The sequence below is a fragment of the Mesorhizobium sp. M1E.F.Ca.ET.041.01.1.1 genome (assembly GCF_003997355.1).
Classification (GTDB): Bacteria; Pseudomonadota; Alphaproteobacteria; order Rhizobiales; family Rhizobiaceae; genus Mesorhizobium.
The window spans coordinates 1-10,302 of record NZ_RZSL01000179.1 but is presented as its reverse complement, the minus strand read 5'-3'; the positions used below and the strand labels follow the sequence as shown (position 1 = coordinate 10,302).

11 protein-coding genes are annotated in these 10,302 nt (G+C 62.6%); 4 read left to right on the top strand and 7 right to left on the bottom strand.

Annotated elements, in window-relative coordinates; genetic code table 11:
* The 3 genes from EOA38_RS16545 to EOA38_RS40405 form a co-directional block, all read right to left on the bottom strand.
* Positions 1 to 1,454, bottom strand: a 1,454-nt coding sequence (locus tag EOA38_RS16545) for an undecaprenyl-phosphate glucose phosphotransferase (protein ID WP_127299708.1), incomplete at its 3' end; no start/stop codon positions are given.
* Positions 1,455 to 1,606: 152 nt separating this feature from the next.
* Positions 1,607 to 1,888, bottom strand: coding sequence for a DUF1127 domain-containing protein (locus tag EOA38_RS16540; protein WP_127299707.1), 282 nt, complete (start codon positions 1,886 to 1,888; stop codon positions 1,607 to 1,609).
* 99 nt (positions 1,889 to 1,987) lie between these two features.
* Complete coding sequence (locus EOA38_RS40405) at positions 1,988 to 3,199, bottom strand: hypothetical protein (protein WP_245480853.1); 1,212 nt, start codon at positions 3,197 to 3,199, stop codon at positions 1,988 to 1,990.
* A 63-nt stretch (positions 3,200 to 3,262) separates the two neighbouring features.
* Between EOA38_RS40405 and EOA38_RS40400 the strand changes: the two genes are divergently transcribed.
* Positions 3,263 to 4,483 (top strand): hypothetical protein, encoded by a 1,221-nt coding sequence (locus EOA38_RS40400; protein WP_245480852.1) that lies wholly within the window; start codon positions 3,263 to 3,265, stop codon positions 4,481 to 4,483.
* On the opposite strand, the gene EOA38_RS16530 is transcribed toward EOA38_RS40400, so the two are convergent.
* Both EOA38_RS16530 and EOA38_RS16525 read right to left on the bottom strand, forming a co-directional pair.
* Positions 4,484 to 5,614 (bottom strand): glycosyltransferase, encoded by a 1,131-nt coding sequence (locus EOA38_RS16530; protein ID WP_127299705.1) that lies wholly within the window; start codon positions 5,612 to 5,614, stop codon positions 4,484 to 4,486.
* A gap of 8 nt (positions 5,615 to 5,622) precedes the next feature.
* Positions 5,623 to 6,186 carry a polysaccharide biosynthesis/export family protein gene (locus EOA38_RS16525; RefSeq protein WP_126094202.1) on the bottom strand — a complete coding sequence of 188 codons (564 nt, stop codon included), beginning with the start codon at positions 6,184 to 6,186 and terminating at the stop codon, positions 5,623 to 5,625.
* A 264-nt stretch (positions 6,187 to 6,450) separates the two neighbouring features.
* Here EOA38_RS16525 and EOA38_RS16520 point away from each other — a divergent pair, with 264 nt between their 5' ends.
* The 3 genes from EOA38_RS16520 to EOA38_RS16515 all read left to right on the top strand — a co-directional run bounded on the left by EOA38_RS16520 (position 6,451) and on the right by EOA38_RS16515 (position 9,305).
* Positions 6,451 to 7,953, top strand: coding sequence for a GumC family protein (locus tag EOA38_RS16520; protein WP_245480851.1), 1,503 nt, complete (start codon positions 6,451 to 6,453; stop codon positions 7,951 to 7,953).
* Between the two features lie 155 nt (positions 7,954 to 8,108).
* Positions 8,109 to 8,582 carry a tyrosine-protein kinase family protein gene (locus EOA38_RS40395; protein WP_245480850.1) on the top strand — a complete coding sequence of 158 codons (474 nt, stop codon included), beginning with the start codon at positions 8,109 to 8,111 and terminating at the stop codon, positions 8,580 to 8,582.
* Positions 8,583 to 8,870: 288 nt separating this feature from the next.
* On the top strand, positions 8,871 to 9,305 hold the full coding sequence (locus EOA38_RS16515; protein WP_127299704.1) for a peptidylprolyl isomerase: 435 nt from the start codon (positions 8,871 to 8,873) through the stop codon (positions 9,303 to 9,305).
* Between the two features lie 35 nt (positions 9,306 to 9,340).
* Here the strand turns inward: EOA38_RS16515 and EOA38_RS16510 are convergent, their stop codons facing one another.
* On the bottom strand, positions 9,341 to 9,577 hold the full coding sequence (locus tag EOA38_RS16510) for a hypothetical protein (protein WP_127299703.1): 237 nt from the start codon (positions 9,575 to 9,577) through the stop codon (positions 9,341 to 9,343).
* 179 nt (positions 9,578 to 9,756) lie between these two features.
* Positions 9,757 to 10,302, bottom strand: a 546-nt coding sequence (locus tag EOA38_RS16505; protein ID WP_127299702.1) for a GNAT family N-acetyltransferase, incomplete at its 5' end; no start/stop codon positions are given.

The following is a 10,302-nucleotide window of genomic DNA, read 5'->3' as shown; positions in this document are numbered from 1 at the left end:
ATGTAGTAGAGATCGTATTCGGTGCGCATGCGGATCTTTTCATTGGTGTCCATCTCGCCGCGCCAGCCGTTGATCTGGGCCCAGCCGGTGACGCCGGGCTTGACCTTGTGGCGCGCGAAATAGCCGTCGACCACCTCGTTGTAGAGCAGATTGTGCGACTGGGCGGCGATCGCATGCGGCCGCGGCCCGACCAGCGACAGCGAGCCGAGCAGCGAGTTGAAGAACTGCGGCAGCTCGTCGATCGACGTCTTGCGGATGAAGCGGCCGACGCGGGTGACGCGCGGATCGTTCTTGGTCACCGTCTGCTTGGCGGTCGGATCCGATTTGTCGGTGTACATCGAGCGGAACTTGTAGACCTCGATGATCTCGTTGTTGAAGCCGTGCCGTTTCTGCTTGAACAGCACCGGACCCTTGCTGTCGAGCTTGATGGCGATCGCGGTGGCGAGCATCACCGGCGAGAAGAGGATGATGCCGACCAGCGAGAAGATGATGTCGAAGCTTCGCTTGGCGACCGAGTCCCAGTCGTTGATCGGCTTGTCGAAAATGTCGAGCATCGGCACCGAGCCGATGTAGGAATAGGCGCGCGGGCGGAACTGCAGCGCGTTGGAATGCGCCGAGAGCCGGATGTCGACCGGCAGCACCCAGAGTTTCTTCAGAAGCTGCAGCACGCGCGATTCGGCGGTCAGCGGCAGCGACACGATCAGCATGTCGATGCGGGCGATGCGAGCGAACTCGATCAGTTCGGAAATGGTGCCGAGCTTCGGGTAGCCGGCGACGATCGGCGGCGAGCGCTTGTCGCCGCGGTCGTCGAAGATGCCGCAGATGCGGATGTCGTTGTAGGGCTGCTTCTCGACCGAGCGGATCAGCATCTCGGCCGACTTGCCGCCGCCGACGATGACGGCTCGCCGCTCCATGCGCCCGTCGCGCGCCCAGCGCCTGATCAGCCTGGACATCACGAGTCTCAGGGTAAAGATCAGCACGAAGCCGACCACGAACCAGGTGCCGAACAAAAGCCGCGAATAGTCTTCCGATGCCTTCATGGCGAAGGCGGTGAGCGCCATCAGCGCGAAGGTGCTGGCCCAGACGAGCAGCACGCGTCCGAAATTGGCGACAGGGCGCATCAACGCCGCGATCTGGTAGCTGTCGGTGACGTCGAGCAGCACGACCGCGAGGAACGACGCCGCCGCGATCGACAGCGGGTATTGCCAGGCGAGGTAGTTGAAGAAGCCGACAAAGTAGAGATAGAGGCCGAGCCCCGAAAGGAACAGCATCGTGAATTCGACCATGCGCAGCACGCCGCTGACCATGATCGGCGACATCGTATCGCGCCGGTACTGCGAAGCGACCTGGCGCGCGACGTCGTTGATGCCGCTGGGCGCCTGACCCTCGGCCGGGCCCTCGAATTTGCGCACCGCGTCCATGGAAAAGCGGTGTGCGGGATCGATCTCGTTCATGGGATTGTCCGCGAGCTACGCAAAAGTGGATAGCAAAAGAGAGCTAAGAAAGCCTTGAAACAACCGGTGGTTTTGAAGCTGTATGTCGCTCGCGGCGACTGACGGTCTTTCGTCTGGACCGAATTAGCGTCGGCCAAGTTTAGGCCTGCGAATTAGGCCTTCTCTATCGCGGTCGCCATGGCGGGGCTGCCGTAAAGTGTCTCGATGCCGCCGCCTTTGGGCTCGGATTCATCTGGGCAGCGAGGTTGCAAGTCGATCGCACCATCCGCGCCACGGCAGAGGCCGATGTCTTCCAGTTCGGCGGCGCTTAGTCTCTCGAGGATGCGGCGATCCCGATGTTTTGCCGCTGCGTCCGCGAGCGTGCTTCTCGCGGCCGCCATGGTCGCAGCGAGAATGCGCGGGATAAGCTTGAGGATGGCTTGCAGGCTTTGCATCGTCGTTCTCCAATGGCCATGGCGGGACGATGCGGCTGCGTAGACGGAAAGTCCTTGATGCAATGCTGAAATCTTCTGTAGCGTTTCTGTGAGGTCAATTCAGGATTGGCGATGGCGCTGTCCTTCGGCGATTTCGTGCTGGACGAGCGGGAGCGTTCGCTGAACGGTCCGGAGGGTGCGATTGAACTCAGCGCGCGCAGCATCGACTTGCTGTTCGTGTTTCTTGAGCGCCCCAATGTGCTGGTCGAGAAGCGCGAACTGTTCGATCTTCTCTGGCCGGGCACGGTCGTCGAAGAAAACACCCTTCACGTGCATATGTCCGCGCTCAGGAAAGCCCTCGGCCCGAACTTCGTCGCGACCGTCCATGGCCGTGGCTACCGGTATGTTGGCCCACCGCCCATGCGCATCCAGGAGCGCATGGCACCGACTGCCCGCTCCGGTGGCAATCTGTCTCGCTACCGACCGGAATGCATCGGGCGCGACCTCGAAGTCAGAAGCCTCGTGGAACTCGTCAACCAATATCCGTTGGTTACGACCCTGGGCCCGGGCGGTGTCGGCAAGACGACGTTGGCCCTCAAAGCCGCCGAGGAACTCGCCGGCGGCTTTCCAGACGGTGTCTGGGTTGTCGACCTGGCGTCCGTGCCCGACGGCAGCTTCGTCGAGAGTGCGATCATGCAGGTCCTCGGCATTCCGGTCAGAACCGAAACCACCCCACTGCTCGCCATCGTCGATATGCTGCGGCCACTGGCCGGGCTGCTTGTTCTCGACAATTGCGAGCACGTTGCCCACGCCGTTGCCAACATTGTCCGTTCCCTGCTTTCCGAAGCCGCGAAGCTGAGGATCGTCACGACCTCGCAGGTGCCGCTGGGGCTGAGCGGGGAGCACGTCTTCAGGCTCGCGCCGTTCGGCCTCGAAGCAGCTTTCGAAAGCGGTCTTTCGGCCGCCGAAATGTTCCTCATCCACTGCTATGAAGCGCAGGGCGAGACTGTTGCTGTCGACGAATTGCCTATCGTGCGGCAACTTTGCGTTCGCCTCGACGGCGTCGCCCTTGCCCTCAAGATGGTGGCGGCAAGATCGGCGACTCTTGGCCTCGGCGAAGTGGACCGCCAGCTTGCCGAGCGCTTCGCGGAGCTTTCGACGGGTTGGGGTGACACGCCGGGGCGGCATCGATCGTTGGCGGCGTCGCTTGAGTGGAGCTACGGGCTGCTTGCCGAGGGCGAGCAAAGGGCCCTGCGGGCGCTTGGTGTGTTCCAGGGCAGCTTTACGCTGGACGGTGTTCGCGCCGTGGTCGGTGAGCATGCCGACGACCACTTGTCGGAGCTCATCAGGCGATCGATGGTTACGCGCGACGGTGGAGATCGGACCCGCTATAGATTGCTGGAGACGACGCGCCACTTCGCCTTGCAGGAATTGACCAGGCAGAACGAAGAGCAAGATGCACGGGCACGCCTGGCGGACCATGTCCGGAGCCGCTTCGAGGAAAGCCTCGCACGATGGGAGCTGGTTCCGGACGCAACCTGGGTAGCAGCCTATCGGCCGGACACCGACAATCTGCGCTCGGCCCTTGAATGGGCCAGATCAAGCGCCGACTGGGCCCTGTTCGTCGGTTTGGCTGCCGCCAGCTATCGCTATTGGATAGAAGCTCAGCTCGCCGGCGAAGGCCTTCGGTTTGCCGAGGCGGCTGTCGCCTTCGCCGATGATCTCGACCCGTCGCTTCGCGGCCGCCTTTTCCTTGCCGTTGGGGAGCTCGCGCGGATCAATTCCCAGGACCTGCGCGCGATCGAGGCGCTGATGCAGGCGGTGCGGCAATTCGAGGCCGACGCAAACGATCTGCTGCTGTCGCATGCCCTCGTTCTTCTTGGGACCACGCTCAACTTCGCCGGCCGTCGTTCCGAGGCCGCCCCGATTTTCGCGCGGCTTGAGACCCTGTCGGCTAAACTTCCGTCATCAAAGTTGAAGGCATGGGCGCTCGTTTCGATTGGTTTGTGGCTGTTGACCGGTGGAGAAGAGGTCGCCGGAATGACCAAGTGCCAGGCGGGATTGGCGATGCATCGGTCGTGCGGAAACGAGCGTGGCCTCTTCCGGTCGACCATGTATCTGGCTGAAATGGTTCACCGAAGACAGGATCATCGAGGCGCGTTTGCGCTCGCCAAAGGCATCTTGCCAAGCCTTCGTGAACGCGGCAGCTCGCTTGAACTCGGTGCTCAGCTTAGCAATCTCGCCTGCTATTCGATGGCGCTCGGCAATACCGAGGCGGCAAGGGAAGCCATCGACGAGGCGTGGAAATATCTCCCGCGCGACCATGCGTCATGGCACTGGTGCATCATCCAAAATGCCACCGAGCTCGCGGCCCGAGACGGAAGATTGAACGATGCCGCGCTCATGCTTGGATTTGTCGATCATTGCTTCGATGACTGGCCCGACGGCCGGCAGCCTACCGAAGCTGCTCAGCGGGAGCGGATCGAGACCATCCTGTCGGCGCAGCTCGACCGGGAATCCTACGCCGCGCTGTGGGAACGGGGCCGGTCGTTGAGCGTGTTCGAGGCGGACGTTCTTGCGGGTTTCGAACGACGATTTGCGGCTCTTCCGACCTGACTAACCGCGAAGCGCCGCGAAATAAGCCTTCTCGATTTCGGCCGCCATGACGTCAGCGCCGAATCGCGCCCTGAGCTCGCCGCCCTGCGGCATCAGTTTCCGGTAGGCGTCGGGATCGTTGAGAGCTGTGCCCAACCTCTCGGCGAGCTGGTCCGCATCCGGCCGTATTAGGGCAGGGGAGCCTTCGCCGAAGATTTCCGGAATGCCGCCGACCGCAGTCGCAATCATCGGCCTGCCGGCGGCCAGCGCCTCCAGCACGATGTAGGGCATCGCTTCCGCGCGGGACGGGACGACGATCAGCCCAGCCAGCGCGAAGGCTTCTCTGGCTGGCATCGGCGGCAGGAAACGGACATGGCTCTTCAATCCAAGCCGCTCCACCTGGGCGTGGTAGCGCGGCAGGTCGTCGCCGTCGCCGACCATCACCGCGCTCAACGGGCGGCCGATCTCGCTGCCTGCCTGCGTCAGCGCGTCGATGAATATGTCCGGACCTTTGAGGTCGCGCATCATGCCGATGTAGAGAAGATCGGCGGCATCCGCCGCCGTTCCTACCGGTTCGAATTCGGCGGCGCGCAGGCCGTTGTAGACCAGCGTGTTGGGAACCGGCGGCTCGCCGACTTTGCGGCGGTAGGTTCGCCGTTCGTAATCGGAAACGAACAGCAGGCAATCGGTGAAGCGCGCCATGAAGCGCTCAAGCGCGAAGAACAGCTTTCCCGTGGCCGTCGTTTCGTCATAGTGGAGCGAGCCGCCATGCGGCGAATAAAGGCGGGCCACGCGATACCTTGAAACCCGCAACAGTGAGCCGAACAGACGGGCATACGCGCCACCCTTGGCGCCGTGCCCGTGCAGCACGTCCGGCCGCAATTCCTTGATGATTCGATAGGTGCGCCAGGCCGCCGTCATATCTCCAGGCCCGATATGACGCTGCATCGGCGTGCGATGGATGCCGAGCGCTAAACTCTCCTCCATCGCCTTGAACAGCCGCTCCTCATAGTCGCCGCCCGAGGTCGAATCGCAGACGATGCCCACGGAATGGCCGGCGGCGACCTGCGCCTCGGTCAGGTCGCGCACGTGCCGGAAGATTCCCCCGACAGGTGAGCGGAAACAGTGAACGATGCGGAGGTGAGCCGCCACGTTGGTTTTCAGAACAGCCGTTCGCGGACGTAAATGGTGTCGCCGGGCAAGAGCGGGTCAGATGTCTGCACCCTGCCGGTCATAACCTTGCCGTTGATATCACGGGTGATGTCCACGCTTTCCTGGTTGGCGCGCGGCGTGAAGCCGCCGGCGATCGCGATCGCCTTCTGCACGGTCAATCCCGGCACATAGGAATACTGGCCCGCCGCGCCGACTTCGCCCATGACGAAGATCGGCCGGTAGCGGTCGATCTCGACCGACACATCGGGATCGCGCAGATATCCCTGGCGCAATTTGTCGGCGATTTCCTTTTCCAACTGCTGGGCGGTGTGGCCGCGCGCCGGCACGGCGCCGACGAGCGGGAAGGAGATGTAGCCGGACTGGTCGACGCTGTAGGTGTTGGTCAGCCCTTCTTGCTCGAACACGGTGACGCGGATGCGGTCGCCGGCGCCGAGTCTGTAGGGCTGGTCGAGCACTTCATGGAAGGCGGCGGGTGTCGGGCGGTAGCTGGAACAGCCGGTGAGCAGCGACAAGGCAAGCATGGCGCGAAAGAGATAAGCAGTGCTTTTCATGATCGGACACGAACCTTCGTCGCTCTCGCCGCCAGTGCTGCGGCCAACCCCAGGAAGTGCGCCCGTTATCATCCTGTTAGGGTTAATGGCCGGTAAAGGACCGTGCCCGGAAGCGGTGACGGCAGGCAAAAAACCCAATTGTTCTATTGCCTTCGTCCGATGTTCTTTGAGTGTCTTCTAATAAGCATGCGTTCTGATCTTAACGGGTGAGTTACCATAGTTGTTTACGGTCTATCCTCGACTCAAAGTTCCGGAGCAGGATGCATGTCCGTTCAGTCCGCGGCCGCAGATGTCGATGTCGATCTGAGGCAGCTCTTCGCCAGTCTGGCGAGGAACTGGCTGCGCATTGTTCTCGTCACGCTCGTGGTCACCGGGCTGGCGTTTGCCTTCGCCTGGCTGGCCACGCCTTATTACAAGGCCACCGCCAAGCTGGAGATCGGGCCGCGCGAGTCGGTCTTCACGCGGCCGGCCGGCGCAACCAATGATGACAAGCCGGCAACCGACGAGGAGGCCGTAGCCACCGAGGTCCAGATCATATCGTCGCCCGACATACTCAAGAAGGTGGCGACGGATCTCAATCTGGAGAAAGTGCCCGAATTCGACGAGACGCTGAAGATGTCGGCGCTGAGCCGCGCCCTCGTCCTGGTCGGCTTGAAGAGCGATCCTTTCGACATTTCGCCGGAAGAACGAGTGCTCAAGGCGATGCGCGATAAGCTCAACGTCTACGGCGTTGAAAAATCTCGCGTTATTGCAGTCGAGTTCTCTTCGGAGGATCCAAAGCTTGCGGCGCGGGTCGCGGACGCGATCGCGCAGGCCTATCTTGCTTCCAAGGGCAACGCGAAAAAGGAATCGAACACCGCCGCCACCGGCTTTCTCGGCCCGGAAATCACCGATCTGCAGAATCGGGTGAAGGAGGCCGAAGCCAAGGTCGCTGCTTACCGCGCGCAATCGGACCTCTTGATGGGCGGCAATAATTCGGTGCTCGCGACCCAACAGCTTTCCGAACTGTCGACCGAGCTTTCGCGGGTGCGCGCCAATCGCGCCGCCGCCGAGGCGACCGCCGACAGCGTGCGCAAGGCGCTTCAGAATGGCGGCACGCTCGACAGCGTGCCGGAAGTCCTGTCTTCCGAATTGATCCAGCGCCTGCTCGAGCGGCAGGTGGAACTGAGGACCAACATTGCCGACCTGTCGACGACGCTGCTGGATAATCATCCGCGCATCCGGGCGCTGAAGTCGCAGCTCGCCGATCTCAACGGCCAGATCCGCAACGAGGGGCAGAAGATCCTGAAGGGTCTGGCGACCCAGGCGCAGACGGCCAAGGCTCGCGAGGACCAGCTCGTCCAGGAGGTCAACCAGCTAAAGGCCGCTTCGGCCCGCGCCGGCGAGCAGCAGGTGCAACTCGACGCGTTGCAGCGTGACGCCAATGCTCAGCGCCAGCAGCTCGAATCCTATATGGCGAGCTATTGCGAGGCGGCCTCGCGCGCCGACCGCAATTATCTGCCTGTGGACGCTCGTCTGCTGTCGAAAGCGCAGGTGCCGACGGAACCCTATTTCCCGAAGATCGGTCCGATCACGGGCGCCGCGGCGGCCGCATCGCTGCTGCTGATGGCGATCGGCACGCTGCTGAAGGAATTGTTCTCCGGCCGCGCCATGCGTCCGGCCGCCGGCGCCAGATTCGAGCCGAGGATGCAGGCGGCGGCGACTCGGTCGCCGACGACCGGATCGGACAGAGCGCCGCCAGGGCGGCACCGCCTGACGACCCGGTAGCGACGGAAGCGCCTGAGCCGTGGCGGTCCAGGCTGGGGGAGATCGATGTCGACAGGGCGGCGGAAAAGCTGATCGGCTCGGGTGCGGCGCGCGCCATCTTCGTCTCGCCGGAAGGCGACGAGGCCGCCGCTACCGCCGTACTGGTGGCGCGCGAAGTGTCGGATGCGGGACTGCGCGTGCTGCTGCTCGATCTCACCGCTTCGGGCGCGGCATCGCGGCCGATGCTCGATAGCGGGCTTTTCCCCGGTATCACCAATCTTCTGGCGTCCGAAGCGCAGTTCAGCGACGTCATTCACCCCGATCTCTATTCGGACGCGCATGTCATTCCCGTCGGCACCGCCGATCCGGTCAAGGCTATGCGCGCCGCCGACAGGCTGCCGATCATCATGCAGTCGCTGACAACGGCCTACGATCTCGTGGTGGTCGAATGCGGCCCGGCCGATGCGCAGGGCATCAGCCGCCTCGTCGGCGACGGCACGGAGGTCTTCCTGTCGATGCTCGAAGCCGACGAAGAGGTGACGCAAGCCGCGGTGAAACTGATCGAGAACGGCTATCCGGATGTCACCCTGGTCACGCCGGTCGGCCATGAGCCTGGAAATCCGTTGCCTGGACGTCGCTCGGCTGCATAAGGCTGAACGCCAACAGGGCTGTTCTGCACGCGCCGCTAAACGATTGCCCTGAGGTATCGGGAAGAGACCGCGACGAATCGAGCATGGTTCAGTCGGTGTCGGGGTATGACAGCCCTTAGGTACAAGGCCGAGCCCGGACATTTTCTCGGCGGCCCCAGCACTTTACATCGGAAGCAGAGGCCCTAGGTTTAGCTCTTCGCGCCGCGCACTTTTCGTGCGTGGATGATCGATAGCGGGACCGTGAACTCCAGGCCGGTCCCCCCACAAACTCCCAAAAGGATGGTTGCTATGACACAGGCCAAGAATGGCGACACTGTACGCATCAACTATACCGGACGTCTGGTCGACGGCACTCAATTCGATTCTTCCGGCAGCGAACCGCTGCAATTCACGCTGGGTGAAGGACAGGTAATTCCCGGTCTCGAAACGCATGTCGAGGGCATGGAGGTCGGCACGAAAAGCACCGTTACCGTTCCCGCCGACGCCGCCTATGGCCCCCATCGCCCCGAAGCGGTCGTAACCATCGACCGCGCCAGCGTGCCGCAAAACATCAAGGTTGATGTTGGCACCCAATTGCAGGCCCGCACCCGCGAAGGGCGTGCCATGCAGGTAACGGTCGTCGGCGTGGACGATTCCAGCGTCAAGCTCGACGGCAATCATCCTTTGGCTGGAAAGGACCTGGTGTTCGACGTTGAACTGGTCGAGATCGTTCAGGCGGCGTAGTTAGATCTGGAAGGCACCCGGCGGATACAGAACTGTCAAGGCGCGCGATCGACCAGAGCTTTGGCCCCTTCCTGCTCGGCGCAATGCGCGCAGCAATAGATGATATCGCCCTGCTCGACGCCGTGCCCCATGATCCGCACGCTGCAATGAGGGCAGGTCGGCGCGAGCTTGTGGATTGCGCACTCGAAGCTGTCAAACGTATAGGTTTGCCCGCCCAGGCTCACTTGGAATGCCTTGTCGTAGTCATTGCCGCACTGGTCGCACTTAGCCATGGCCTTTTCCTCCTTCTGAGTGCGAAAACCTCACGGCTGGCGATAGGTTCCGCCCAAGGCTCTTCAAGGTCTCGACCTCGACCTGTTTGCCCGTATCAACCGGGAGATCGACGGCGAAAGACATGCATCAAAACAAAGACTTGAAGCGCGTCGCCTGATTCGGTTCGGCGCGACGCGCTTTAACTGTCGTCCTCGGCAACAGCGGGCGCCGCTTGTCCGGCAGCCTTGCGGCGCAGCATCTTGGTCAGCTTCCAGACCGTCGGGTTGTTCTTGATGAACGCCTTTGCCCGCGCCCCTTGCCGCAACCCCGTCGCCAGCGCCCGGCCCTTGAGCGTCAGCGGCGCGAGCACCTCGAAATGCTGGACCTCGATGTCGCACCAGAGCCGCTTGTAGGGCTCGTCGCCGACCGAGAAATCATAGACGTCGAAGCCGAGCTCGCAGGCTTCCTGGATATTGTCGAAGAACAGGAAGTCGCCCGGGCTGGTGAAGGCGAGATCGTCCTCGGCGATTGCGCCGAACTCGCAGATCAGGCGCTTGCCCGAGCGGCTGGAGCCGGTAACGGCGCGAGGCTTCCCGGCCACTTCCAGCCCATGCAGCAGGAAGGAAGGCCTTTGCTCGGCCAGCGCATCGGCAAACAGCGCCCGGAAGAAGGCGCGCACTTCCGCGCCGCCGAACACATTGGCTATGCCCATCTTGGCGAAGCGTACCTCCTTCATGTCGAAGAA